Consider the following 25,675-nt stretch of genomic DNA (forward strand, 5'->3'; position numbering starts at 1 on the left):
TGCCATTATAGGGTTTCGGCCACGACCGCAATCCGATTTGCCTCAATAAACGGGGCGAAAAGATGGTCTTTCCTGAAAAATCGCCTGAAACACACAGGAAATTGCATGCACAAATCCGCACCGTACCTGGTTACCTGCCTGCTGGGTTTTACCGTAGCTGTCCTGCCGGGCTGCGCCAGTTTTTCCGGAACCGCCGAAGAACCGGCACCTCCGGTTCAGGCCGAGCAGGCTGAAACGGAAGAAATCCGGTACGCCGACTTTGAACCGGAAGTGCTGTACCAGCTGCTTACCGCAGAAATAGCCGCACAGCGTGGCCGCTATGACGTAACCCTGGTGAATTACCTGCAAGCGGCCAAGACCTCGGAAGACCCCGGAGTGATCGACCGGGCCATGCGGATTGCCCAGACCCTCAACGCCGACAACGCCCAGCAGCAGCTGGCCACGCTCTGGCTGGATATTGATCCGGACAACCTGCAGGCACACCGGGTAGCGGCCATTCAGGCAGTAAAGCGCCAGAACCTGGAAACCGCCCTGTTCCATATGGAGCAGATTATGGATCAGGGTGAAGATGCCGACTTCGACAGCCTGGCCGCCATGGCCGCCCGACTGCCACCGGCCCAGCAACAGGAACTGCTGGCGCTGTACCAGAACCTGGCCGAACGCCACCCGGAAACGCCTGAACTGGAATACAGCATTGCCTTGCTCCAGAAGATTACCGGCCAGCCGGAGACCGCCCTGGCACAGCTGAACACCCTGCTCAACCGGGAGCCGAACTTTCAGCCGGCGATCATCCTGAAAGGTGACCTGCTGTATCAGACCGGGCAGAAGCAGGACGCCCTGAACCACATGACCGCCGCCACCCGGCGCTTCCCTGCCAACCGGCAGATGGGCACCCTGTACGGCCGCATGCTGATCAACGAAGGCGAGCTGCAGGCCGCCCAGGACGAATTCGCCCGCCTGGTAAAACGCTATCCGGACACCCCTGGGCTGCGGCTGTCCCACGCCCTGGTAGCCCTTGAAAACCAGCAACCGGACCTGGCCAGGGAAGAGCTCACCCGCCTGACCGAACAAGGCCACCACACCGACGAAGCCAATTACTACCTGGGCCAGATAGAAGAGCAGGCCGGAAACACCGCACAGGCCATCGGCTACTACCAGAGCGTGGAACAAGGCAATTATTTCTTCCCCGCCCTGGCCCGCGCCAGCCAGTTACAGGCAGAGATTGGAGAGCTGGACAACGCCCTGGACAACATCCGGCAGCTCCGGGACAGCAACCCGGAACAGGCCGAACGCTTCTGGTTACTGGAAGTGAACCTGCTGCTGGATCAGGAGCGGGAACAGCAGGCCCTGGAGGCTGCCAACCTGGCCCTGGAGACCCATCCGGAAAGCATCGAAATCCGCTATGCCCGGGCCATGTTGCAAGACACCATGGGCGATACCGACCAGGCCATTTCAGACCTGCGTGCCATTATCGACACCCAGCCGGAGAATGCCGTTGCCCTGAATGCCCTGGGCTATATCCTGACCGTGCGTACCGATCAGCTGGACGAGGCGCGCGCACACATCGAGAAAGCCCTGAGCCTGGACCCTGAAAATCCGGCCATTCTCGACAGCATGGGCTGGGTCCTGTTCCGGCAGGGAGACAACCAAGGCGCACTGGAATACCTGTCCCGGGCCTGGGCCACCTACCCGGACCCTGAAGTAGCCGCCCACTATGGCGAAGTGCTTTGGGTAACCGGCAACGAAGAGCAGGCCCGCGTGGTTTGGGACCAAGCCCTGGACGAAGACCCGAACCATGACATCCTGAACGAAACCATCGAGCGCCTGACCCGGAACGGGGGCAACCAATGACGGCCAGGCTCCCCCTGATACTGCTTGCCGCACTGGCCTTCAGCGGCTGCACCACCATTGCACTGGAACCGCTGCCGGACGGCATGACAGACCAGCCACCGGCAGACTGGACAGAGCGCAGCCGGAACCTGGGCCGCTTTGACCACTGGCACCTGTCCGGCAAGCTTGCCGTCAAGCAGCCCTCAGACAGCGGCACCGCCGTGATCAATCGCTGGCTCCAGAATGGCGAGCAATACGATCTGTCCCTGTCGTCATCATTTCTGGGCATGGGCACGACCCGGCTCCAGGGCGTTCCGGGCTTTATCGAGCTCACCCTGGCCAATGGCGACGTTTACCAGTCTTCCGACCCGGAAACCCTGGTGAATGCCGCGACCGGCTGGCAGCTGCCCATCGACAGCCTGAGCTGGTGGATTCGCGGGCTGCCATCACCGGATGGCGACTTCCGCCTGCTGTTCGACGAACAAAGCCAGCTGGCCATCATCAGGCAGGACGGCTGGGAAATACGCTACGACCGCTGGCACGGCTTTATCGAAGACCTGCCTTCGCTGCCAGCCCGTATCACCGCCCTGAAAGAAGACAAGCGGGTTCGTGTGGTGATTGCTGACTGGCGCCGGGAGGACTAAACCTGTGGCCGACCTGACCCTGCCCTCGCCCGCCAAGCTCAACCTGTTCCTGCACATTGTCGGCCGCCGGCCTGACGGCTATCACGAGCTGCAGACCCTGTTCCAGTTTCTCGATTACGGGGACGAGCTCAGCTTTACCCTGACCCCGGATGAACCCGGTGTACGCCTGGCTGACCCGATTCCCGGCGTGCCCGACAGCGACAACCTGGTGGTGCGGGCTGCCCTGGCACTGTTAGAGCTCAGCAAAGCCCCCCTGCCCGGCGTAACCATTCACCTGCACAAACGCCTGCCCATGGGCGGCGGTCTGGGTGGCGGCAGCTCCAATGCCGCAACCACCCTGCTGGCCATGAACCACCTGTGGCAGCTGCACCTGAATGAAGACCAGCTGACAGAAATCGGCCTTGGCCTGGGCGCCGACGTACCGGTATTTGTGCGCGGCCACGCCGCCTTTGGAGAGGGTGTCGGCGAAAAACTGACCCCCGTAAACCCGCCGGAAGACTGGTTTGTTGTCCTGAAACCTGAGTGCGAAATAAACACCGGAAAGATTTTTTCAGAACAAGGGTTGACAAGGGACACACCAAAAATCAAAATACGCCCCGCTTTTGAGGGAGACGCCTCGAGGTACCGAAACGACTGTGAGGATGTAGTTCGTAAACTGTATCCGGAGGTTAACCAGAGCCTGGAATGGCTTTCACAATTCGGACCTGCAAGATTAACCGGAACCGGGGCTTGCATTTTTGGACGTTTCCCTACAGAATCCGCAGCCCGGATTATCTGGGAAAGCAAACCCTCCGGCATCACGGGGTTCGTAGCTAAAGGGGTGAACATTTCGCCTCTACACCAAAAGCTAACAGAGCTGAAATGATGCCAAGAAAGCACGATGATATTGGGGTGTCGCCAAGTGGTAAGGCAACGGGTTTTGATCCCGTCATGCGCAGGTTCGAATCCTGCCACCCCAGCCACCTTTCTCCCGCTTCTTCTGAATCAAACGCCGATACTGAGAAGGATACTGTCGTGTCCAAATTGATGATCTTCGCCGGCAACGCCAATCCTGAACTCGCTCAGGATATTGCCAAGAAACTTCATATTCCCATGGGTCAGGCCACTGTTGGTCGTTTCAGCGATGGTGAAACCACCGTTGAGATCAACGAAAATGTGCGCGGCCACGATGTCTTTATCATCCAGCCCACCTGCTACCCGACCAACGACAACCTGATGGAACTGATCGTGATGGCCGACGCCCTGCGCCGCGCTTCAGCCACACGGATCACCGCCGTTATCCCCTATTACGGATACGCCCGTCAGGACCGTCGCGTTCGCTCTACCCGGGTTGCCATCAGCGCCAAGGTAGTAGCCGACATGATTTCCAGCATCGGCGTGGATCGTGTACTGACTGTAGACCTGCACGCAGACCAGATTCAGGGCTTCTTCGACATCCCGGTAGACAATATCTATGCCACGCCGGTTCTGCTCGAAGACATCGAGAAGCAGCGTTTCGAAAACTTTGTGGTTGTCTCTCCGGACGTCGGCGGCGTTGTCCGCGCCCGCGCCGTAGCCAAGCGTCTGGATGATGCCGACCTGGCCATCATCGACAAGCGTCGCCCCAAGGCCAACGTGTCCCAGGTGATGCACATCATCGGTGATGTACGAGACAAGACCTGTATCCTGGTAGACGACATTGTCGATACTGCCGGCACGCTGTGCAAAGCCGCCAATGCCCTGAAAGAGCACGGCGCTTCCCGCGTGGTTGCCTACATTACCCACCCGGTACTTTCCGGCCCGGCCATCGAGAACATCAGCAACTCGGAGCTGGACGAACTGGTGGTGTGTGACACCATCCCACTGGGTGACAAAGCAAAAAATTGTGATAAAATCCGCCCCCTCAGCATGGCCGGGCTGCTCGCCGAATCCATTCGCCGCGTGAGCAACGAAGAGTCCATCAGCGCCATGTTCGAGAATGTCTGAACCGGCATCAGCCGTAACATTCAGATATTAAAGGCAGTTTCCGGGTCGGGAGTCCAACGGGGCTCCCGACTCTTTTCGTCGACCGGAAAACTCCGGTCTCTTTGAAAACTCATCTGTTCAGAGCCTGGTCGCGGGCCGCTCAGATGGATAACGAGGTACATAGCATGTCTCAGGAATTCGTAATTGAAGCATTTCCTCGTGACGATCAGGGGAAAGGTGCGAGCCGCCGCCTGCGTCGCGAAGAGCGTAAAATCCCGGCCATCATCTACGGTGGCGGCAAAGACGCAACTCCGGTAGCCATCTGGCACAACGAGCTGAAAAAGGCCCTCGAAAACGAAGCCTTCTTCTCTCACATCCTGACTATCGACATCCAGGGCAAGAAAGAAAGCGTGATCCTGAAGGATCTGCAGCGCCACCCGTACAAGCTGCTACTGACCCACGCCGACTTCCTGCGCGTTGACAAGGACCACGAGATCCACGTTAACGTACCGCTGCACTTCATCAACGAAGACACCGCACCGGCCGTAAAACTGCAGGGTGGCGTTGTTTCCCACACCATGACTGAAGTGGAAGTTATCTGTCTGCCGCAGGATCTGCCCGAGTTCATCGAAGTAGACCTGAACGAAGTAGAGATGGACCAGGTTGTTCACCTGAGCGATCTGAAACTGCCGAAGGGCGTTCAGGTTGCTGCCCTGCTGCAGGGCGAAGACCACGACCAGCCGGTTGCCTCTATCCACAAGCCGAAGGGTGCCAAGGCGGACGACGCCGAGGAAGCCGAAGGCGAGGAAGGCGGCGAGGAGTAATCACTCCGGGGGCAAAGGCGAATGGCACAGGATATTGTCATGGTGGTTGGACTGGGGAACCCCGGTGCCGACTACGAGAATACCCGCCACAACGCCGGTGCCCTGTTCGTCGAAGCGCTGGCCCGCGATGCGGGCCAGACGCTGCGCCCCGAAAAGAAGTACCACGGGCTGTATGCCCGCATTCAGTGGCAGGGCCTCGACCTGCACTTGCTGAACCCCAGCACCTTTATGAACCGCAGCGGCACCGCAATCAAAGCCCTGGCGGACTTTTTCAAGATTTCCCCCGAACAGATCCTTGTCGCCCACGATGAACTCGACCTGCCTCCCGGCACGGCCAAGCTCAAGAAAGGCGGCGGTCACGGCGGCCACAACGGTCTTCGGGACACCATTGCCCACCTGAGCACCAACGACTTCCAGCGTTTACGCCTTGGCATCGGCCACCCCGGCGACAGCCGCAAGGTAACCGGTTACGTACTGGGCCGCCTGGGCAAGCAGGAAACCGAACAGCTCCATGCCGTCTTCGACGAAGTGATGCGGGTACTGCCCGATGCTGCCAGCGGAAAACTGGCCGCGGCCATGAACCGCCTGCACAGCTTCAAACCGACTCCCTGAGCAGGGGCACAACCCCTTACTCGCACCCTTACCGATACACCGGTATAATCCGCCCAAATTTTTCAGTTCCAGCAGAGGCATTCCATGGGATTTAACTGCGGCATCGTCGGCCTTCCCAACGTCGGCAAATCCACCCTGTTCAACGCACTGACCAAAGCCGGCATCGGCGCGGAAAACTTCCCCTTCTGCACCATCGAGCCGAACGCCGGCGTGGTGGCCATGCCGGACCCCCGCCTGACCAAGCTGGCGGAAATCGTAAAGCCTGAGCGCGTGGTTCCCACCACCATGGAATTCGTGGACATCGCCGGCCTGGTTGCCGGTGCATCCAAGGGTGAAGGCCTGGGCAACCAGTTCCTGGCCAACATCCGCCAGACCGACGCCATCGCCCACGTGGTGCGCTGCTTTGAAGACGGCAACGTGATTCACGTAGCCAACAAGGTAGACCCGGCCTCGGACATCGAAGTGATCAACACCGAACTGGCACTGGCTGATCTGGACACCGTCGAGAAAGCGATCAAGCGAGTACAGCGCGTCGCCAAGAGTGGCGACAAGGAAGCCAAGGCCCAGCTGGAAATGTTTGAAAAGCTGTTGCCGGTGCTGAACGAAGGCAAACCCGTTCGCGGCATGGGCCTGGACAAAGACCAGATGGCACTGATCCGTGAACTGTGCCTGCTTACCGTCAAGCCCACTATGTACATCGCCAACGTGAACGAAGACGGCTTCGAGAACAACCCGCACCTGGACACTGTGCGCAAAATCGCCGAGTCCGAAAATGCGGTGGTCGTGCCTATCTGCAACAAACTGGAAGCAGAAATCTCGGAACTGGAAGACGAAGAGAAATCCATGTTCCTGGATGAAATGGGCATGGAAGAGCCGGGCCTGGATCGCGTCATCCGCGCCGGCTACGGCCTGCTGGGCCTGCAGACCTACTTCACCGCCGGGGTTAAGGAAGTCCGCGCCTGGACCGTAAAAATCGGCGCCACCGCCCCCCAGGCCGCCGCAGTTATCCACACCGATTTCGAGCGGGGCTTCATCCGCGCCGAAGTTATCGGCTATGACGATTTCGTACAGTACAACGGCGAAGCCGGCGCCAAGGATGCCGGCAAGTGGCGCCTGGAAGGCAAGGAATACATCGTCAAAGACGGCGACGTTATCCACTTCCGCTTTAACGTGTAATTTTTCCGGAATTTTGGGCTCAAGGCCTTGACACTCTGAGCTCAAATACCGAAAATACGCGCCTCGTTTGGGGCATGCCCTGAAGCGAAATGGCAAGGTAGCTCAGTTGGTTAGAGCACAGCACTCATAATGCTGGGGTCGGCGGTTCGACTCCGCCCCTTGCTACCAAGATTCAAAGGGTTACCGTTTACGCGGTAACCCTTTTTTTATGGTTGTCCCCTTTTTGTCCCCCGAGGGGGCAAGCCTTCCGCGATATCGGTTAATAGAACTTCAAGAACAACCAAAACACAAAGGCGAAAACAGCAAAATAGGGCAGGCATAGGATAGTAATTATGACCACGCCAGCCAATGCACCGCCAATACCACCAATCAAACTATCTTTGATAAGAAATGAAATAGATTCTTTATCACGATCGCTCACAAAGTTTTCCCCGGGAATGCTCTCAATAAGCTTCGGAGTCTAGCCTTTAACGACATCGCATTGGAACACTACGGGACGTAAAGGCCTGATGCTGGCGACAATCTAACAGCTGACTCCAGGTGATCAGGTGAAAGGTGGGCATACTTCATAGTCATGGTGATGTTTCCGTGACCAAGAATGCGCTGAAGCGTGAGAATGTCGCCCCCGTTCATCATGTAGTGACTGGCGAAAGTGTGCCGGAGGATGTGCGTCAGCTGTTGAGGCGTCGAGTATCCACACCGTTCATACGCTGACCTGAACGCCGACCGGCAAGGGCCAAACAATCGTCCTGGACCAGGTAATGCGTGTTCCAGGATCTGCTCCTGGATCTTAGGGTCTATCGGTACTGCCCTGCTCTTTCCGTTCTTCGTGTCCCTGAATATGACCTTGCCGGAGACAAAGCCGGAGTTTTTGAGGGTCTCAGCTTCTATCCACCTGGCCCCCGTCGCAAGGCAAATCATGGCAACCGACCAGACAAACTGATTTGAACTTTGCCGGCATTCCTGCAGGAGCTGGTTGCATTGCTCATGGTTCGGAATCAAGGGGCGGCCGTCCTCCCCCGACATCCTCACCACTCTGTGTGCGCACTGTGGACCACTCAGTGACCGCCACAAGGCCAGGGGGCCTGCGGCCCTGGCGCTGCGCGCCAGCCTTGCAGCGCTCACTGACTGGCCCCCTGATCGTGCGCGAGTGGTGACGATGACGGGGGCGGACTCGAGGGCTTTTCAGGGTGTTTGGCCTGAGTGCCAAAGTTCGGGCAGCCGGCTTCTAGCCAGGCGCGCAGGACGGAACCGCCGAGGGTCCAGAGATCCGTTCCCCGGTGGATGGCTTCTTGCTGCAGTTGCAGGTAAATGGAAGACGGGGCGCTGACGTAGAAACGGCGCTCTTTGTCTTCGACCTGGTCTTGTCTCGGGGGGATGGTGCTCATTGGTCGTTCTCCGTGACGTTGGGGAGGTCCAGTTGGCCGCAGTCCCAGGCGTCCCTCAGTTGGATGAGGCGGTCAAACGCGGGGCTGTGGTGGCCGCGGGCTTCCAGTGTTTGGATCAGGGCATCGGTGAAGCCGGCTTTGCAGCGGGCCAGGTAGTCGCACGGGTAGTCGGTGCGCACTTCCTGCAGGTGGTTGAGGCGCTGCAGGAGGGTGTCAAAAAGGCCTTCCAGAGCGTCAGGGGTGAGCGCAGAGGACAGGCGTGGGCTCTGGAAGGCGAAACTGGCGGCCTTGATGGCCGGTGACAGGGTCATGCCCTGCCCTGGTTTCTCGTATCTGCGTTTGATCATTGGATGCTGGCCTCCATCCGGACGGTGTGCATGAACGGGCTGATCGCCCTGGACTGCACGTAGGTAATGAAGGCGGATTCGGCCAGTTTGGCGTAGGCACAGAGGACGCTGTCCAGCTGGTCGAAGGCGGCCATCATGCCCTGGATCTTGATCAGGCATTCGAAGGCAGTTTCCCGGTCGCCGTTGTCCAGGAGCTGGATGGCAACGTTGAACAACGTGCGGATTTGGTGCTTTTTGAGTTCGCGGATGGCGGATGTCATGCGGCGGCCCTCAGTGCAGTGCAGGCCTGCCCTACTGCCCAGGTGTTGAAATCGCGGGTGTCGTCCTGGATGAAGAATTCGGCCCAGGCGATGGTGAGGCGCAGGCCGTACGAGTGAAGGTCGGAATCAACACCTATATAAGAGGCGGACATCTGGGAAATCTGGCTGATGCGCAGGGCGGCAAGCTCGTAATCGCCGGCCTCATGAGCTTCACAGGCTTGCTGGAAGCGCAGGCGCATGATGGTTTTCTTCTGGTTGCGAACGTCCAGTGTCATGGTCATACCTCCTCTTCTTCCATCTGTTGGAGCAAACGAACGATGTTGACCATGCGATGACGACCGACCTTGTGGGTCGGTATGTAAGCGCGTTTTATCCAGCCCTCTACCACTCCAGGCTCTACACGAACCCAGTCAGCGAACTCGCGCCAATCCATAAGGGGTGGCCAGTTCAGGTCTTTGATGCGCTCTGCTAGTTGTTCGTCTATCATGGTCTTCAAGTGTCCGGCCCGAAAAACAGGGCTTAACTAAGAATTTTAGCTCACATATTGAGCTCAATAATTGAAATATAGCCGATAACAGGCCTTGGCTTAACTATTGAGTTCATATTTTTCTTGGCTTTTTAGAACAATATGGAATCAATACTCAGTAGAGCTAGAACTGTCGTGAAGATGATGGGTACAGACTATTTCGCTAAAAAAAGCGAAATACCCGCAAGCAGATGGTCTAGCGTCACATACAAGAACGTGCGAATGAGCACAGAAGAACTTGAGGTACTTCAGCAGGAATTTCCTCAATATCGCCTATGGCTAATTAGCGGCGAGATTGCTCCTGAGATCGGGCAAACAAGCCCCCAATACGATGCGATTAACTCAAAGTTAGACAGTCCAGCCGAGGGATAGCAGTAACCAAAGCAGTCATTGAAAGGTGGTTCCAGGATCGGCACGACTGAGGGAAGTAGTAATGAAAGGAATTTGCGCAGTATCACTCTCGCTTTTTGTCCTAGGCACGGCTCAGGCAGACCCCGTCAATGACGCAGTTCGCGGACTCACCACAACTCTAAGCAAACAGATAGAGACAAATATGTGGTAAACGCGGTGCGCAAGACCAGAAGCGTTGCGGATGTACGCCAATTGTTACGTTAATCCGCAAGGCGTACCGCTATGGGCGATGAAAGGGCCGGAGAGGGAACGGTGGAAACCGATTGCAGTAAAGGAATCGGTAAAGTTGCAGAAGAGCTATCAGCGGGAAATTGAAACTGCGAAGGTTCAAGGGCAAAAAGCTGCAAAAGAACACACGATGAATCAGCAAATGTGCGATTTTTGGAAGCAGCAGAAACCTGGTGAGAAAACTACCTCCAAGATCAATGAGTATTGCGGAAATGAATGAATCAAAGCTCGACAGTCGGACTAAAGCACAAGAAACTGAGTAAAGTCATGGGTAGGGGCTCTACAAAAGGAAAAATCATAGCATTTTTGAGAAATATTACGTTAAGTAAGATGCTCGAAGATAATTCCCGAAGACAAAAGCAAGGCTGGAAATAGGCAGAATGAACTACCTGCAATTTATAAAACAAGATCTTCAAAACAGCGTTACACCAAAGGATCTGATCAGAAAGACATATTTAACCTATCCTGCCGCAGCTCTTCTCGGATATGAAAACCAACAGTATGAGATACTCAAGGAAATAAGTAAAAACTTCGAAATTCCAATTAGCTCGATACAAATAGCGGGGTCAGCAAAAATTGGATATAGCTTACATAAGGATCGTGAGTTCAACCAAGGACAGTCAGACCTAGACATTGCAATCATAGATCAAAATCTATTTGTTAAATATATGGAAAAGATATTCTCAGAGACGAGAGCGTACTCCAACAGATCACGTTTTCCGCTAAATAAAGACGGAGTCTCCAGGGCAGATGAGTTTATCTCATATCTTTCACGAGGCATTTTTAACGCTAAAGCTATGCCCTCAGGTGAAACTAGAAAGCAATGGAATAAATTTTTTGGAATGTTATCGAAAAAGCATTCAAACATCTTCAAACATATAAATGCTGTCATCTATTTATCTGAAGAGTTTTTTGAGGTTAAACAGCTGTCAGCACTTAAAGTCTATCGTGAGAGAGAGGGCATCTGATGATTGAATATAGAGTAAGATCTGTTTCGCTACTGAATCTAGTGAATGACATAAAATCAGAAAGACTGATCCCTGACGCCTATTTTCAAAGAAACCTAGTATGGAGGGATATTCACAAAATTGACTTTATAAAAACGATACTACTTGGATATCCATTCCCACAAATATTCATATCTAAAGGAAAGGTAGATGTCAAAACAATGTCCACCATTTCATGTATTGTTGACGGCCAACAGAGGACTAATGCAATTGCAGAGTTCATCAATAACAAATTTCAAGTGGACGGAAACTATTACTCCGACCTAAGCGATTCTAAAAAGGCCGAATTTTTAAAGTATGAAATTGCAGTAATAGAGCTAGATTTAGAAAACGATGACCCAAAAGTAAAAGAAATATTTCAGCGAATTAATAGAACATCGAACTCGCTGACAGTAATAGAAAAAATGGCGTCAGAATACTCAACATCATACTTTATGCTAGTTGCGAAGCTACTTTCAGACCAAATCTCGATCAAGTCAAATAATGATGATGACTTTAAAGAAGACCCGAACATTCCACAAGAGTTTTATGATTGGGCAGAAAAGAAAAATGTTAAAAAATTCAATACACTAATAACAAAAAAGGGCATTTTCACGCCAAGAGAGATAGCCAGAAAAGTACCTCTAATGCATGTACTAAACATAATTTCTACACTATTGGTTGGCTTTTACAATAGAAACGAAAAAGTAACTGAAAACTTAAATGACTACGCAGAGATATTTGAAGAGCGTGATGAAATTATCGAACAACTTGAGAAAGCAGCCGAAATCATTGGTCGTCTTAAGTTGCGATCGAAATCATACTTCTACAACAAAGCCAACGTGTTTTCTTTAATTGTCGCTATAGCTAGTCGGATAAAAGAGGGCGAAAGATTTGACGAAGGTATTTTGACGAAAGAACTCGAAAAGTTTGAGAACAATATTCCGGAAGATTTCAAATTGGCAGCAACAGAAGCGGTTAACAGCACAAGAGCACGACAGCTGAGGAACCAATATATAGATAAAATCCTTGAGACTGCAAAAATATAGAAAGAACCCAACGTAGAGGCATGTGGGACAACATTGGAACAGGAACTGCTCGTGTCTGAGATGGTGTTATACAAAACCGAGGAACCAGCGTGCGGTAGTGCATAACCAGAATAAGAATGATGCCAGTTGCCCACTTGCCTACCGCCGTGTACCTTAGTGCCCGTTAACGACCGGACTTGATACGCAAGCAGCTGATTTTGAACGCCTGTGCCCTTTAATGAACGGCTCGCACAGGTCTCATAATGCTGGGGTCGGCGGTTCGACTCCGCCCCTTGCTACCAGTATTCTGAAAGCCCGGTTCGAAAGAACCGGGCTTTTTCAGTTCTGGGGACGACCCCACCCTTCCCGGGAACAGGACGCGGGACGACCCGCCTACGCTACTCCCAACACCATGCGAACCACAAAAGACCGAATCCGCCAGGCCATTTCCTTTGAAGTGATCGGCCTGCTCATATCAACTCCCCTGGCCGCCTTTGTCTTTGGCCTGGATCTTGGGGAAACTGGTGTACTTGCCGCCATCGGCGCCACCATGGCCACCCTGTGGAACTATATCTTCAACCTGATGTTCGATCACGGCCTGAAGCGGTTCACCGGCACTACCCGGAAAACCCTCAAGCTGCGCTTCCTGCATGCCATCAGTTTCGAGTTCGGGCTAATGCTGGCATTCCTGCCAGTGATCGCCTGGTGGCTCGATATCGGCTTGCTGGAGGCGCTGATCGTAGATATCGCCTTTGTGGTGTTTTACCTGGTTTACGCCTTTGTGTTTACCTGGTGCTACGATACCGTGTTTCCCGATAACGATGCCGGCCCGGCATCTGCCAACCAGATCCGTTAAACCGAACAAAAGGCTGCCCGCTGCCATGCAGGAATCAATCACCTCCGGCGTTTCCCTGGATCGCCTGAAGCGTATTACCCGCCACTTTGACCATAACTACATTCAACCCGGCAAGATCCCGGGGGCGGTCACGCTGGTGGCCCGGCATGGCAAGGTTCTCTGGTGTGAAGCCCAGGGCCTGAGAGATGTCGAACGCAACCTGCCCATGGAACGGGATACAGTGTTCCGCATCTACTCCATGACCAAGCCCATCACCTCCATCGCCATGATGCAGCTGTATGAGCAAGGCAAATTTCTGCTGAACGACCCGGTACACAAGTACATCCCATCCTGGCGAAACCTTCAGGTGTACAAGGGTGGCCGCTACCCGGATTTCGAAACTGAACCGGCAACCACCACCATGACTATCCGGGACCTGATGACTCACACCTCCGGGCTGACCTACGGTTTCACCGAGCGAACAGAAGTCGATGCCGCCTACCGCCAGCTGAAGCTGGATGGCAGCTCCATCCTGACCCTGGACAAGCTGGTGGATCGCCTTGCGGAACTGCCGCTGGAGTTCTCACCGGGCACCGCGTGGAACTATTCCGTATCCACCGATGTACTGGGTTACCTGGTTGAGCTGTTATCCGGCAAGCCACTGGATGCGTATTTCCGTGAGCACATTTTCGAACCACTGGGCATGGCCGACACCGGCTTTCAGGTCCGGCAGGACCAGCAGGAACGTTTCGCTGCCTGCTACCTGTACCAACCCGGCGACACCATGAAGCTGCAGGACGACCCGGAGCGCTCCCGCTACCTGAAGGAGCCAAAGTTCCTGTCTGGCGGAGGTGGACTGGTGTCCACCATTGATGACTATTTCAGGTTCGCCCAGGCCCTCTGCCAGGGTGGAGCGTATCAGGGCCAGCGCATCATCGGGCGCAAAACCCTGGAATTCATGCGCCTGAACCACCTGCCCGGCGGCAAGGACCTGCCGGGGCTCTCTATTGGCGGCTTCAGCGAAACACCCTATGCCGGCAGCGGCTTCGGGCTGGGCTTTTCGGTGAAAACCGATGTTGCCAGTTCTGCCACCATCGGCTCGGAAGGCGAATTCGGCTGGGGCGGACTGGCCAGCACCAGCTTCTTTGTGGATCCTGTGGAAGACATGGTGGTGATTTTCATGACCCAGCTGATGCCATCTTCCTCCTACCCCATCCGCCAGGACCTCCGGGCACTGGTGTACGGAGCCCTGAACTGATACCGCCATCTGCTTTATAAGGCTATAACTGCTGGTACCGTGCCGAACCGCAATAGCCTGTGGCATACTCGGTTTCTCAAACCAATAATGAACAATCCACCCGCAAGGAATGTTGTGATGAAACCAGCAACTCTCGCGCTGCACGCCGGCTTCAAGAGCGACCCGACCACCAAGGCCGCTACCACTCCTATTTACCAGACCACGTCCTACACCTTTGATGACACCCAGCACGGTGCCGATCTGTTTGATCTGAAAGTTCAGGGCAACATTTACACCCGCATCATGAACCCGACCAACAATGTGCTGGAAGAGCGAATGACTGCGCTGGAAGGCGGCGTTGGCGCCCTGGCGGTGGCTTCGGGCATGGCCGCCATCACCTATGCCCTGCAAACCATCTGCAAGGTCGGCAATAACATTGTCAGTACCAGTCAACTTTATGGCGGCACCTACAACCTGTTTGCCCACTCGCTGCCGAACCAGGGCATCGAGTGCAAGATGGTGCGCCACGATGATTTCGAGGCAGTCGAGAACGCCATCGACGACCAGACCCGCGCCCTGTTCTGCGAATCCATCGGCAACCCCGCCGGCAACGTGGTGGATATTCAGAAATGGGCCGAAATCGCCCACAGGCACGGCATTCCGCTGATTGTTGATAACACTGTAGCCACGCCCTTCCTGTGCCGTCCATTCGAGCATGGCGCAGATATCGTCATTCACTCGCTGACCAAGTACATCGGCGGTCACGGCACCACGGTGGCTGGTATCGTAGTGGATTCCGGCAAGTTCGACTGGAAAGCCAACGCCGATAAATTCCCGATGATGAACCAGCCGGACCCCTCCTACCACGGAGTGGTTTACACCGAAGCTCTGGGCGCAGCTGCCTTCATCGGCCGCTGCCGCGTTGTGCCGCTGCGTAACACCGGCTCTGCCCTGTCGCCGTTTAACTCGTTCCTGATCATGCAGGGGCTGGAAACCCTGGCCCTGCGCATGGAACGCCACTGCGATAATGCCCAGAAGGTTGCCCAGTTCCTGCAGGATCACCCGGCTGTTGAGTGGGTGAACTACGCCGGCCTGGCCAACAGCCCCTACAAGGCCACCTGCGACAAGATCTGTGGCGGCAAGGCCTCCGGCATTCTGAGCTTCGGCATCAAGGGTGGCCGCGAGGCCGGCGCGAAGTTCATCGACGCCCTGGATCTGATCCTGCGCCTGGTGAACATCGGCGATGCCAAGTCCCTGGCGTGCCACCCGGCCACCACTACCCACCGCCAGCTCAACGCTGACGAGCTGAAAAGTGCCGGGGTCAGCGAGGACCTGGTGCGGCTCTCCATCGGCATTGAAGACGCCGACGACATCATCGCCGACATCACCCAGGCCCTGGACAAATCCCAGGCCTGATATTGATCAACCGGGTACGACCAATGTCGTGCCCGGTTACCCCGTGATTCCCCCTACCCGCCTTGTAACTGCCTTGCCTCAGGATTATTCTTTAAGGTTCTCCATACGTTGACCCGAGAGTTTCCGGCCCCATGAGCGACAGCGCAAAGTCCCGCATTACCAGTGGTTCCAAATTCCGTAACGAACACGGCTTTTCCGCCATCAAGGACGGCGTAAAACGTTCCTCTTCAAACACGGAAGACAAGCCCCTGGAGCGCAAGCCGAAATGGCTGCGGGCGCGTATGCCCGGTGGCGAGCGCTATGACGCGGTGCGCCGCAACGTCTCGGAACATCGCCTGAGCACAGTGTGCCAGGAATCCCACTGCCCCAACATCGGTGAATGCTGGACCAACGGCACTGCCACCATCATGGTGATGGGTTCTGTGTGCACCCGCGCCTGCAAATTCTGCGCAGTGGATACCGGCAACCCGAAAGGCTGGCTGGACCCGGAAGAGCCGGAGAACACCGCCAAGTCTGTTGAGCTGATGGGCCTGCGTTACATCGTGCTGACCTCGGTCGACCGGGATGACCTGGACGACGGCGGCGCGGCTCACTACGCCGCCTGCGTATCTGCCATCAAACAGCGCACCCCGGAAGTGGCCGTTGAAGCCCTGACTCCGGACTTTGATGCGGTGATGAGCGATGTGGAAAAAGTCGTGGATTCCGGCCTGGATGTATTCGCCCAGAACGTGGAAACCGTCAAACGCCTGACCAGCCGTGTCCGCGACCCCCGCGCCGGATACGAGAAAACCCTGAGCGTCCTGGCCCACGCCAAGAAACACCGGCCAGACGTGCTCACCAAGACCAGCCTGATGGTCGGCCTGGGTGAAACCGAAGAAGAAATCCTGGAAACCATGGATGACCTGCGCGCCATCGGCGTAGACATCCTCACCATCGGCCAGTACCTGCGCCCCACCCCGAACCACCTGCCGGTGGAACGCTATGTGACTCCGGAAGAGTTCAACCGCTACCGTGAAATCGGCCTCGAAAAGGGCTTTATGGAAGTGCCCTCCGGCCCCATGGTGCGCTCCAGCTACCGCGCTGACCGGGTGTTCGACAAGAACAACCTGGGGCTGGCCGTGCCGGAAGTGCCCACGCCAGACCAGGCCATGCAGATTCCGGTGAAAGCCGTCGACTGATCCGTTCACAGATTCCCGGGCCGGAGCCTACTGCCCCGGCTGGTTGTCCTGCTCAAGTCTTTCCCTGCCCCATAATAAAAACCCCGCCGGAGCATGGCTCGGGCGGGGTTTTTGTAGTTACCGGATCAGGCCTTGCCTGGCTCCGGGTCGTCGGTGTTGATCATGTCATCATGCTCATTCATATCCCACGGCAGCTTGCCCGGCGAGATATTGAGGAAGTGCAGGTAGTTCTCGAACTGGTCAAGAATGTCCTTGATGATGTCATGCTCATCGTAGCCGAACACGTCGTAGGAACGACCGCCCCGGCGCAGATAGACTTCTGCCCGGTAATAGGCTTCAGGCTCGTCCGGGTCACGCTTGAGCTCGCCGTAGACAAAGCCCGGCATCGGGTGCTCGGTCAGCCGCACATCGTAGATGAAGTCGACATGGTGCTCACGGTGCACCTGCAGGTGTGAACGCAGGTTCTCGGCATCGAACTCGGCGGTTGCATCCCAGCCTTTGGCCTTCAGTTCCTGCTCCACTTCCCGCATGGCATTCATGGCAGTGTTCTTGATGAACATTTCCACTTCGTGCTTGCCCGGGAATTCCACAATCGCCGCCAGGCGATGCTTCCATTGGGAGCCGGTCATGTGCCGGCTGCTCATCATGTGCGCCTGCAGGCTGGTTTCACGGTGCCCTTCAATCACCAGGGCCCGCCACATACCAACGGCGGCAATCAGCATGATGATGGCAAATGGCAAGGCGCTGGCAATGGTCATGGTCTGCAAGGCACTCAGCCCGCCTGCCAGCAGCAGCACCGCTGCAACCGCACCTTCCAGCACGGCCCAGAACACCCGCTGCCATGCCGGGGTATTGATCACGCCACCGGAAGCCAGGGAGTCAATCACCAGCGAGCCTGAGTCAGACGAGGTGACAAAGAAGGTGATGATCAGCAACACCGTCAGCAGGGAAATAAAGAACGACCAGGGCAGCACGTCGAACAGCTTGAACAGGGCAACCGCGTGGTCAGCCTGTACGTCAGCAATCAGCGTATCCAGGCCTTCGTTCATGATTAGGTTCAGGGCGGTGTCGCCGAATACCGAGAACCACAGGAAGGTGAACACCGACGGCACCAGCATCACACCGAACACAAACTGGCGGATGGTACGGCCGCGGCTGATCTTGGCGATAAACATGCCCACAAACGGCGCCCAGGCAATGGTCCAGCCGAAGATGAACAGCGTCCAGTTACCGATCCAGTCACTGCGGGTGTAGGCCTGCAGGTTGAAGGTACGCTCGACAATACCGCTCAGGTAGCTGCCGGTGTTCTGCAGGAAGGTTTCCAGGATGTGGATGGTGGGCCCGACCACAAACACAAACAGCATCAGGGATACCGCCAGCACCATATTGAGAATGGACAGACGCTTTACGCCCTTATCCATACCTGCCACCACCGACACGGTCGCCGCCGCGGTAATCACCGCAATGGCAATAATCTGCACCGTGGTACTGATGGGCACCGAGGGCCAGAGATAATTGATACCTGCGTTGATCTGGGTGACCGACAGCCCCAGCGTAGTGGCAATACCAAACATGGTGCCCAGAATGGCGAAGATATCCACTGCATGGCCGATGGGGCCGTAGATCTTCTCGCCAATCAGCGGGTAGAGCGCGGAGCGGATAGACAGCGGCAGACCATGGCGGAACGCAAAGTACGCCAGCACCAGGCCTACCAGGCCGTAGATAGCCCAGATATGGAAGCCCCAGTGGAAGAAAGCAATCTGCATGGCCTGCTTGGCCGCATCGACGGTTTCAGCAGCGCCGGCGGGCGGCGTGGCGTAATGCAGCACAGGTTCGGCCACACCGAAGAACAACAGCGCGATGCCGTAGCCGGCCGAGAACAGCATGGCAAACCATTCCGGGAAGGAGTACTGGGCTTCCGCATGATCCGGCCCCAGTTTGATATTGCCCCACTTGGATGCCCCCACAGAGACAATAAAGACCAGGAAGATGGCAACCGACAGCATGTAGAACCAGCCGAAGGTATCGGTAATCCAGGCCAGGGTCGCGCTGAACGCCTCTCCGGCCAGTTCAGGGTTGCTGATGGTTCCGATCACCAGCAACAGTGCAACAACAACGGCCGGAATAAAGACCGGTACGAGGATAGTGGAACGGATAGCTTTCGTATCTGAAGCCATAGAGTCCATCCATGTTATGAGTGAGTTTTGCAGGGCTTCTTGCGGGCCCCTTCGATCATTACCTTAAGTATAAGATCAAATGCATTATTTGGATGACACGAAACACTGTAACCGTGAGATAAACTTATAGACGGGTCAAGGCCATTGTGCCGAAGGTGTTGCGGAGAAAGGGCGGAACCGAAAAGGGGTAACCGGAGCGGCAATAAACCGCACCTGCGGCATCGGCAGGCGCGGTCAGGATACAACGGAGCGGGTTACTGGCCCGGCTGCATCATCTGGCGCTGTTGCTGCATCTGACGCTGCATCTCCTGCATCTGGCGGTCCAGCTCTGCGCGCTGCTCCTCAGTGAAAACGGCATCCACCTTCGCTTGCATCAGCGCTGAAAGCGCCGCAATTTCACCGGTTACATCACCCAGCTCTTCGGCGTTGTCGCGGATAGCGGATTCGTTGTAGTCCGGCTTGATTTCACCCTGCAGCTTCTGTTGCAGGTTCTGGGCACTCTGGCGCAACTCGCCGATCTCGCCCTGCATATCATCAATAATGCTGCGGATTTCGCTCTGCTGATCGTCAGACAGGCCCACCATCTCGGCAAGCTGGGCAACCTGGTCCGGCTGGCTGGCCTGTTGGGCGAATGCGGTGGCCGAAAGGCTCAGGGCAATCAGGGCAGAACCGATAACTTTTACAACTTGCTGCATAATTTTCTCCATCGCAGACGGCCATTACCAGAGCCGCCGTTTATTGGCTTAACGTTTGAGACCCCACACCCTAAAACAATCACACACCGGATTTCATCCCGATATCCCGCGTTTCTGTACACAGCACACAGAAAAACCGTTGCCAGCCCAGACATCACGGGGCTTCCGATAAATGTGAAAGTTTAGTCATTCCCCTGCATAATGGCGCCTTTCAGCAAAAGGCGGAGCAACACCGATGGCGATTAACTGGTTTCCCGGGCATATGCACAAGGCTCGCAAGGAGATCAAACAGGTCATGCCCCAGATGGACCTGATCATCGAGGTGGTAGACGCCAGAATCCCGTTCAGCAGCGAGAACCCGCTGGTGCCGTCGCTGCGTGGCGACACGCCGCTGATCAAGGTTTTGAATAAGCGAGACCTGGCAGACCCGGCGATCACCGAACAATGGCTAGCCTGGATTGAAAAGGAACGCGGAGTGCGGGCCATCACCCTCACCCACAACCAGCGCCAGGAAGCCCTGGGCATCCTGAAGCTGGCCGGGGAAATGACCCCGACCCACAACCGGGAGAAAAGCGCCCTGCGGGTGATAATTCTAGGCATCCCCAACGTCGGCAAGTCTACGCTGATCAACACCCTGGCCGGCCGCCCCGCCGCCAAGACCGGCAACGAGCCGGCGGTTACCCGGGCCCAGCAAGCCATCAAGCTGCCGGATAACGTGCTGTTGTACGACACCCCGGGCTTTCTCTGGCCCAAGCTGTCACCGGAGCAGTGCGGCTACCGGCTGGCGGTCACCGGCGCCATCCGAAGCGCGGTACTGGATTTTGAAGATGTTGCGATGTTCGAAGCCGACTACCTGGTGCAGGCCTACCCTGAACTGGTCATGGCACGCTACGGCCTCGACCAGAAGCCTCGGGACGGGCTGGCGCTGATGGACGCGATTGCGGAAAAGCGGCGCTTCCTGGGCCGCGGCGGCGTACCAGACCTGCACAAGGTCTCCGAGGTGTTGCTGAACGAATTCCGGGCCGGCACACTGGGGCAGATTTCCCTGGAAACACCTGACATGGTTGAACGGGAACTGGCCGAAGCGCGCATCACGGAAGAACAGGAAGCGAAGGAAAAAGCCCTCAAAGCCGAACAGCGCAAACGAAAGAAACGCTGAGTCGCTCAGCCGCTGTTCAAGAGTTACCTATCAGGCTACCATTCTGCTATGCTTGATTTGGATCAACCCGGATGGTTTATCAATTATGGCCCAGGCAATTCATCTCCACCAAGTATCTCCGCTCAAAGCCTCATGCCAGCAGTGTAGCCTGAGCAACCTCTGCCTTCCCCTTGCCGTTGAAGAGAACGATCTCGAGCGGCTGGAAGACATTGTCCAACAGGGCAAAATCTACAACCGGGGCGAGCACATCTTTGACCAGAGCACCCCGATGCGGTCCTGCTTTGCAGTGAAAAGCGGGTCAGTGAAGACCTCGATCATTACCGAAGGCGGTGACGAGCAGGTGACCGGCTTCTTTATGCCCGGCGAGCTGGTCGGGCTCGACAGCATGAGCAGCGACACCTACGCCTGTACGGCCAAGGCCCTGGAACGCACCAGTGTGTGTGAGTTCCCGATCGAAAAGCTGGAAGAGCTCACCGGCAAACTGCCCGAGCTTCAGCATCACATGTACCACTTGCTGAGCCAGGAAATCCAGAACAGCCACCAGCTGGCTATGCTTCTGAGCAAGAACACCGCAGAAGAGCGCATTGCCGCCCTGCTGCTGTCACTGTCCAGCCGCTTCCGTCGCCGTCGCATGTCGCCGACCAATTTCAGCCTGCCCATGGCACGGAATGACATTGCTAACTTCCTGGGCCTGGCTGTGGAAACCGTCAGCCGGGTGTTCACCCGCTTCCAGAACCAGGGCATCATCCGGGCCCGTGGCCGGGAAGTGGAGCTGCTGGACGTTGAAGCCCTGCAGCTGGTCACCCGGGACTTCGCCCGACAGGGCTGCCAGTAACCCTATCTTAATCAAGGGCCGGCGGGTTACAAACCCGTCGGCTCGGCTTTCTGTTCCGGCTTTTCCTCTTTGCCCTCCGGCTCCTTGATCATCGCAACCTCCTCGTTAAGCCATGTACGCCAGGGCAGCTGCTTGATACCGAAGGTATGCTTGATCTTGGTACACACCATGGTGGTGTTCACCGGCTCCAGGTGGCCCCACTCCGGCACCCCGTCCACCACGTGAATGCCTTCAGGAATACCCGGCATACCAGCAATGGCCAGGCCCAGTTCGTACAGGTCAATCTCCTCGGAGCCGGCGTACTGGTATGTGCCCCAGACTTCCGCACCACAGTCTATCTGCAGCACGATAGCCGTTATTACCCGGGCAAGATCCTGCACCGCCACCGGCTGGCCCTGACAGCGGCCAGGCAGCGACAGGGTGTCTGAGTGCCCGGTACTGTGGTAAAGCTTACGAATGAAACGCCCCAGGCACCAGCCGGCACGCAGCAGGATATGCCGCGGCAACAAGGTGCGCAGCGCCTGCTCGCACTCCCATTGCCAGCGCCCCAGCTCGTTGATCGGCTGGCCCGGGTTAGACGCCAGGTAGGCGCCCTGCTTGCGACCGTCAAAGACATAGCACGACGACAACTGCAGCAACGCCATGCCTTTGTCCCGGGCATGTTCCGCCAGGCACAAGGGCAACGAAAAGGCCGCATCGTGGGCTGCTTCCCGGTTGGCCTCGGCTTTCTCCGGGTCTGCCAGCCAGAGCGCATTCACAATCAGGTCTGCATCTTCCGGAATCCAGCTTTCCAGCGCTTTCAGGTCGGCATTGGCCGGATCGCTGACCAGCAGCGGGCTCACCCGCAGATGGGTTTTACGCAAGCGCTCCAGAAGCACTTTTCCCAGGGGGCCGTAGTCGTGAACAACAAGTACATGCACAGGGAATCAACGCCTCCGGAATATCACTGATATGACGGCTGTAAGGAACCACTCAGGCCAATGGCCGTAGCGGACGGTTGCTGCACTATTCCTGCAACCTGGAACGCCGGTGTTAATTAAAGTCCCACTTGCGAGCATACAACAACAGGACACTCTATGCTGAAACAACAGAGCCATATTGTTGCCCCGATTCCCGATGAACTCCGCACCCGCGCGCTGTACACGGTAAGCGAGCTGAAAAGCCGCGGCAAGGCCGACAAGCAGGCCATCGAACAACTGTACGACCTGATCAACGAACTGACCGAAGCCGGGCTGGACTTTTTCTTCATCGAACCGCTGCGCCGCCTGAAAGCCGGCAGCATGATGATGGGCATGGCCAGAATGGGCATCAGCAGCATGCTCAAAGGCAGCAAGATGGTGATTCACAAGGTTCTGAAAAAACTGGACGACCGCAGCCTGGCCGCCATCCTCGATTTCATCGAGGAAATCATTCATGAACCCGAGGCACCCTAGCAGAAACCCCGGTCAGTAACTCATAGCCGATGGTGCCGGCACAGTCCGCCACTTCGTCAACGCTGACGGTGGGGCCCCACAGTTCCACCCTGTCCCCCTCCCGGGCCTGTGGCGCATTGCCCAGGTCCACCGCCAGCATATCCATGGATACCCGGCCCAACAGCCGAATGCGCTGGCCATTGATGGCCGCCGGCGTACCGGTGCCGGCATGGCGCGGATAGCCGTCGCCATAGCCGATCGCCACCATACCCATGCGGGTGTCCCGGTCGGCTACCCAGCTGCAACCATAGCCGATGGCTTCGCCGGCACGCACGGTACGGGTGGTTATCAGCGGTGCTTCCAGAGTCATCACCGGCTTCAGCCCGAGCTCCAGCCCGGTTTTGCCAATCATCGGTGAGGCACCGTACAGCATAATGCCGGGCCGGCTCCATTCGTAGAGGGGTTGGTTGGGCCGGAAATGGGCCGCCGAGTTACCGACACTGCGCATCAGATCCGGCCAGGGCGCGACCGCCGCTTCAAAGCTGCGGGTTTGCTGGCCGGTGAAATCACTGGCCAGGTCATCCGCACAGGAAAAGTGGGTGACAAAGCCCTGTAACCGGGTTCGGGCGCCCATGGACTCCAGGCCGGCCACTACCTCCGGTAACTCCCGGGGCCGGAAACCCAGCCGGTTCATACCGGTATTTACCTTCAGCCAGAAGCTCGGCACCGAGGCTTCAGACAGCCAGTCCAGCTGCTGCCGGCAGTGCAACACCGGCTCGAAGTCCATGGCTGCACAACTGGCCAGGTCTCTCGCTTCGTGCACGCCCTGCAACAACACCACAGGTTGCTGCAGGCCCGCCTCACGGACGGCTTCCGCTTCTTCAAGGCAAGCTACGGCGTATTTCCCGGCCAGCCCGTCCAGGGCACCGGCCACCGCCTGGATGCCATGGCCATAACCGTCGGCCTTGACCACAGCCATGGCCCGGGCGTTGCCAGCCTTCTGCTGAGCCAGTCGATAGTTGAACCTGATCGCCTCAAGGTCGATACGGGCAACGGTGGGGCGTGGCATCAGTAATCACCACCGTAGTCACCGTAATCCCCGTGGGCGAGGTCCTCAAACTTGGTGTACTTGCCGATAAACGCCAGGCGAATGGTGCCGATGGGGCCGTTCCGCTGCTTACCGATGATGATCTCGGCAATGCCTTTATCCTGGGTGTCTTCGTTGTACACCTCGTCCCGGTATACAAACATAATGACGTCGGCGTCCTGCTCGATCGCACCGGATTCCCGCAAGTCCGAGTTCACCGGGCGCTTGTTGGGCCGCTGCTCCAGGCTCCGGTTCAGCTGCGACAGTGCAACCACCGGGCAGCTCAGCTCCTTGGCAATGCCCTTCAGGGAGCGGGAGATTTCCGAGATCTCGGCGGTACGGCCCTCGGTGTTACCGGGCACCCGCATCAGCTGCAGGTAGTCGACCATGATCAGGCCGATCTTGCCGCCGTTTTCCCGGGCAATACGGCGCGCACGGGAACGCATTTCCGTGGGGCTCAGGCCCGGGGTGTCATCTATGTACAGGGGCTTGTCTTTCAGCAGGCTGACCGCCGAGGTCAACCGCGGCCAGTCGTCTTCTTCCAGCTTGCCGCTTCGTACCTTGGTCTGGTCGATCCGGCCCAGTGAAGACAGCATACGCATGGCCAGTGCATCGGCGGGCATTTCCATACTGAACACCAGGATGGGGGTGCCGGTGCTGATCAGTGCGTTTTCAACAATGTTCATGGCGAAGGTGGTCTTACCCATCGAGGGCCGCCCCGCCACGATAATCAGGTCTGCCGGCTGCATTCCGGAGGTCTGGTCGTCCAGGTCCCGGAAACCGGTGGTCAGGCCGGTGGTCTGCTCGCCGGATTCGAACAGCTCTTCAATACGGCTCAGGGTGGTGGCCAGGATCGGGTTGATGGCCTTGGGACCAGAGCCCTCCTTGCTGCGGGATTCTGCAATCTGGAACACGCTGCGCTCGGCTTCGTCCAGAATCTCGCTGCTTTTGCGACCCTGCGGGTTAAAGGCCGAGTCGGAAATCTGGCCGGAAACTTCCACCAGTTTCCTCAGGATCGAACGCTCGCGGACAATGTCAGCGTAGGCGCGAATATTTGCCGCGCCCGGGGTTTTCTCGGCCAGCTCGGCCAGGTACGACAAGCCGCCGGCATCTTCAATGTCGCCGGCCCGCTCCAGGAACTCGGCCAGGGTAACCACATCCAGCGGCTCGCTTTCGCTGGCCAGCCGTTCCACCGCACCGAAGATCAGCCGATGATCCTGCCGGTAAAAGTCGGAGGCAGAAATAACTTCGGAGATTTCGTCAAAACGGCGGTTATCCAGCATCAAACCACCGAGAACAGCCTGTTCTGCCTCGACCGAATGAGGGGGAACCTTGATCCGGCTGGTTTCGGGATCCATCGACGCAGGTTTCAGAGTGGGATTGGCCATAAATACCGACAACATTGAAATGGGAATACGGGAGTACAAGAATACCAGAAAG

At 56.8% G+C, this 25,675-nt stretch carries 28 protein-coding genes, 2 tRNA genes and 1 pseudogene; 19 read left to right on the top strand and 12 right to left on the bottom strand.

From position 1 onward, the window contains the following. Window positions 1–105: 105 nt before the first annotated feature. The 9 genes from Q668_RS01435 (at window position 106) to Q668_RS01475 (ending at window position 7,198) form a co-directional block, all read left to right on the top strand. Window positions 106–1,851, top strand: a complete 1,746-nt coding sequence (locus Q668_RS01435; RefSeq protein WP_022987806.1) for a tetratricopeptide repeat protein — start codon at window positions 106–108, stop codon at window positions 1,849–1,851. Continuing rightward, window positions 1,848–2,474: a lipoprotein insertase outer membrane protein LolB gene (gene lolB, locus Q668_RS01440; protein ID WP_022987807.1), complete on the top strand. Its 627-nt coding sequence runs from the start codon at window positions 1,848–1,850 to the stop codon at window positions 2,472–2,474. The genes Q668_RS01435 and lolB overlap by 4 nt, the downstream gene beginning before the upstream one ends. 4 nt (window positions 2,475–2,478) lie before the next feature. Beyond that, a complete protein-coding gene (gene ispE / locus Q668_RS01445; RefSeq protein WP_022987808.1) occupies window positions 2,479–3,339 on the top strand; it encodes a 4-(cytidine 5'-diphospho)-2-C-methyl-D-erythritol kinase in 861 nt (286 codons plus the stop codon). Between the two features lie 22 nt (window positions 3,340–3,361). Further along, window positions 3,362–3,436, top strand: a tRNA-Gln gene (locus Q668_RS01450). A 52-nt stretch (window positions 3,437–3,488) separates the two neighbouring features. Further along, window positions 3,489–4,439, top strand: coding sequence for a ribose-phosphate diphosphokinase (locus tag Q668_RS01455; RefSeq protein WP_022987809.1), 951 nt, complete (start codon window positions 3,489–3,491; stop codon window positions 4,437–4,439). A gap of 164 nt (window positions 4,440–4,603) precedes the next feature. Further along, complete coding sequence (locus Q668_RS01460; protein ID WP_022987810.1) at window positions 4,604–5,242, top strand: 50S ribosomal protein L25/general stress protein Ctc; 639 nt, start codon at window positions 4,604–4,606, stop codon at window positions 5,240–5,242. Between the two features lie 21 nt (window positions 5,243–5,263). Then, window positions 5,264–5,854, top strand: a complete 591-nt coding sequence (gene pth / locus Q668_RS01465) for an aminoacyl-tRNA hydrolase (RefSeq protein WP_022987811.1) — start codon at window positions 5,264–5,266, stop codon at window positions 5,852–5,854. A gap of 84 nt (window positions 5,855–5,938) precedes the next feature. Beyond that, the gene (gene ychF / locus Q668_RS01470) at window positions 5,939–7,030 is read left to right on the top strand and encodes a redox-regulated ATPase YchF (protein WP_022987812.1); all 1,092 of its coding nucleotides are present in this window, start codon (window positions 5,939–5,941) and stop codon (window positions 7,028–7,030) included. A gap of 91 nt (window positions 7,031–7,121) precedes the next feature. After that, window positions 7,122–7,198 (top strand) — tRNA-Met (locus Q668_RS01475). Between the two features lie 91 nt (window positions 7,199–7,289). Here the strand turns inward: Q668_RS01475 and Q668_RS17175 are convergent. The 7 genes and pseudogenes from Q668_RS17175 to Q668_RS01505 form a co-directional block, all read right to left on the bottom strand. Further along, window positions 7,290–7,451 carry a hypothetical protein gene (locus tag Q668_RS17175; protein WP_161628520.1) on the bottom strand — a complete coding sequence of 54 codons (162 nt, stop codon included), beginning with the start codon at window positions 7,449–7,451 and terminating at the stop codon, window positions 7,290–7,292. A gap of 68 nt (window positions 7,452–7,519) precedes the next feature. Further along, window positions 7,520–8,017, bottom strand: a pseudogene (locus tag Q668_RS01480) (integrase); the annotation flags it as partial. Window positions 8,018–8,151: 134 nt separating this feature from the next. After that, window positions 8,152–8,418 carry a hypothetical protein gene (locus Q668_RS01485; protein WP_022987814.1) on the bottom strand — a complete coding sequence of 89 codons (267 nt, stop codon included), beginning with the start codon at window positions 8,416–8,418 and terminating at the stop codon, window positions 8,152–8,154. Further along, the gene (locus tag Q668_RS01490; protein ID WP_022987815.1) at window positions 8,415–8,765 is read right to left on the bottom strand and encodes a hypothetical protein; all 351 of its coding nucleotides are present in this window, start codon (window positions 8,763–8,765) and stop codon (window positions 8,415–8,417) included. The genes Q668_RS01485 and Q668_RS01490 overlap by 4 nt, the downstream gene beginning before the upstream one ends. Then, window positions 8,762–9,025 (bottom strand): hypothetical protein, encoded by a 264-nt coding sequence (locus tag Q668_RS01495; protein ID WP_022987816.1) that lies wholly within the window; start codon window positions 9,023–9,025, stop codon window positions 8,762–8,764. Before Q668_RS01495 ends, Q668_RS01490 begins: the two co-directional genes overlap by 4 nt. Beyond that, window positions 9,022–9,300, bottom strand: a complete 279-nt coding sequence (locus Q668_RS01500; protein WP_036218870.1) for a hypothetical protein — start codon at window positions 9,298–9,300, stop codon at window positions 9,022–9,024. Before Q668_RS01500 ends, Q668_RS01495 begins: the two co-directional genes overlap by 4 nt. Window positions 9,301–9,302: 2 nt before the next feature. Further along, entirely contained in the window at window positions 9,303–9,512 is a 210-nt protein-coding gene (locus Q668_RS01505) for a hypothetical protein (protein ID WP_022987818.1), read from the bottom strand. Window positions 9,513–10,143: 631 nt separating this feature from the next. Here Q668_RS01505 and Q668_RS01515 point away from each other — a divergent pair. The 7 genes from Q668_RS01515 to lipA all read left to right on the top strand — a co-directional run bounded on the left by Q668_RS01515 (window position 10,144) and on the right by lipA (window position 16,870). Continuing rightward, window positions 10,144–10,410, top strand: coding sequence for a hypothetical protein (locus Q668_RS01515; protein ID WP_022987820.1), 267 nt, complete (start codon window positions 10,144–10,146; stop codon window positions 10,408–10,410). 160 nt (window positions 10,411–10,570) lie between these two features. After that, window positions 10,571–11,158, top strand: a complete 588-nt coding sequence (locus Q668_RS01520) for a hypothetical protein (protein WP_022987821.1) — start codon at window positions 10,571–10,573, stop codon at window positions 11,156–11,158. Continuing rightward, entirely contained in the window at window positions 11,158–12,225 is a 1,068-nt protein-coding gene (locus Q668_RS01525) for a DUF262 domain-containing protein (protein WP_036218854.1), read from the top strand. Before Q668_RS01520 ends, Q668_RS01525 begins: the two co-directional genes overlap by 1 nt. 391 nt (window positions 12,226–12,616) lie before the next feature. Continuing rightward, a complete protein-coding gene (locus Q668_RS01530; protein WP_022987823.1) occupies window positions 12,617–13,060 on the top strand; it encodes a PACE efflux transporter in 444 nt (147 codons plus the stop codon). A gap of 25 nt (window positions 13,061–13,085) precedes the next feature. Further along, window positions 13,086–14,297 (top strand): serine hydrolase domain-containing protein, encoded by a 1,212-nt coding sequence (locus tag Q668_RS01535; protein ID WP_022987824.1) that lies wholly within the window; start codon window positions 13,086–13,088, stop codon window positions 14,295–14,297. Between the two features lie 117 nt (window positions 14,298–14,414). Next, window positions 14,415–15,692, top strand: a complete 1,278-nt coding sequence (locus Q668_RS01540; protein ID WP_022987825.1) for an O-acetylhomoserine aminocarboxypropyltransferase/cysteine synthase family protein — start codon at window positions 14,415–14,417, stop codon at window positions 15,690–15,692. A gap of 131 nt (window positions 15,693–15,823) precedes the next feature. Then, a complete protein-coding gene (gene lipA, locus Q668_RS01545) occupies window positions 15,824–16,870 on the top strand; it encodes a lipoyl synthase (RefSeq protein ID WP_022987826.1) in 1,047 nt (348 codons plus the stop codon). A gap of 125 nt (window positions 16,871–16,995) precedes the next feature. Here lipA and Q668_RS01550 read toward each other — a convergent pair whose 3' ends face one another. Both Q668_RS01550 and Q668_RS01555 read right to left on the bottom strand, forming a co-directional pair. Further along, on the bottom strand, window positions 16,996–19,047 hold the full coding sequence (locus Q668_RS01550) for a BCCT family transporter (protein ID WP_022987827.1): 2,052 nt from the start codon (window positions 19,045–19,047) through the stop codon (window positions 16,996–16,998). 254 nt (window positions 19,048–19,301) lie between these two features. Continuing rightward, window positions 19,302–19,742 (bottom strand): Spy/CpxP family protein refolding chaperone, encoded by a 441-nt coding sequence (locus Q668_RS01555; protein WP_022987828.1) that lies wholly within the window; start codon window positions 19,740–19,742, stop codon window positions 19,302–19,304. Window positions 19,743–19,977: 235 nt separating this feature from the next. Here Q668_RS01555 and ylqF point away from each other — a divergent pair, with 235 nt between their 5' ends. Both ylqF and fnr read left to right on the top strand, forming a co-directional pair. After that, window positions 19,978–20,901, top strand: coding sequence for a ribosome biogenesis GTPase YlqF (ylqF, locus tag Q668_RS01560; RefSeq protein WP_022987829.1), 924 nt, complete (start codon window positions 19,978–19,980; stop codon window positions 20,899–20,901). Between the two features lie 85 nt (window positions 20,902–20,986). After that, window positions 20,987–21,736: a fumarate/nitrate reduction transcriptional regulator Fnr gene (fnr, locus tag Q668_RS01565; RefSeq protein ID WP_022987830.1), complete on the top strand. Its 750-nt coding sequence runs from the start codon at window positions 20,987–20,989 to the stop codon at window positions 21,734–21,736. A gap of 26 nt (window positions 21,737–21,762) precedes the next feature. On the opposite strand, the gene Q668_RS01570 is transcribed toward fnr, so the two are convergent. Then, window positions 21,763–22,656, bottom strand: coding sequence for a sugar nucleotide-binding protein (locus tag Q668_RS01570; protein ID WP_022987831.1), 894 nt, complete (start codon window positions 22,654–22,656; stop codon window positions 21,763–21,765). 156 nt (window positions 22,657–22,812) lie between these two features. On the opposite strand from Q668_RS01570, the gene Q668_RS01575 reads away from it, so the two are divergent. Continuing rightward, a complete protein-coding gene (locus Q668_RS01575; RefSeq protein ID WP_022987832.1) occupies window positions 22,813–23,169 on the top strand; it encodes a hypothetical protein in 357 nt (118 codons plus the stop codon). Here Q668_RS01575 and alr read toward each other — a convergent pair. Both alr and dnaB read right to left on the bottom strand, forming a co-directional pair. Further along, window positions 23,144–24,217, bottom strand: coding sequence for an alanine racemase (gene alr, locus Q668_RS01580; protein WP_022987833.1), 1,074 nt, complete (start codon window positions 24,215–24,217; stop codon window positions 23,144–23,146). The two genes, Q668_RS01575 and alr, sit on opposite strands and share 26 nt — an antisense overlap. Then, window positions 24,217–25,623, bottom strand: coding sequence for a replicative DNA helicase (gene dnaB / locus Q668_RS01585; RefSeq protein ID WP_036218876.1), 1,407 nt, complete (start codon window positions 25,621–25,623; stop codon window positions 24,217–24,219). The genes alr and dnaB overlap by 1 nt, the downstream gene beginning before the upstream one ends. Window positions 25,624–25,675: the final 52 nt, after the last annotated feature.

Origin of the sequence: Marinobacter sp. ES-1 (assembly GCF_000475255.1) — a bacterium.
GTDB classification, from domain to species: Bacteria; Pseudomonadota; Gammaproteobacteria; order Pseudomonadales; family Oleiphilaceae; genus Marinobacter; species Marinobacter vinifirmus.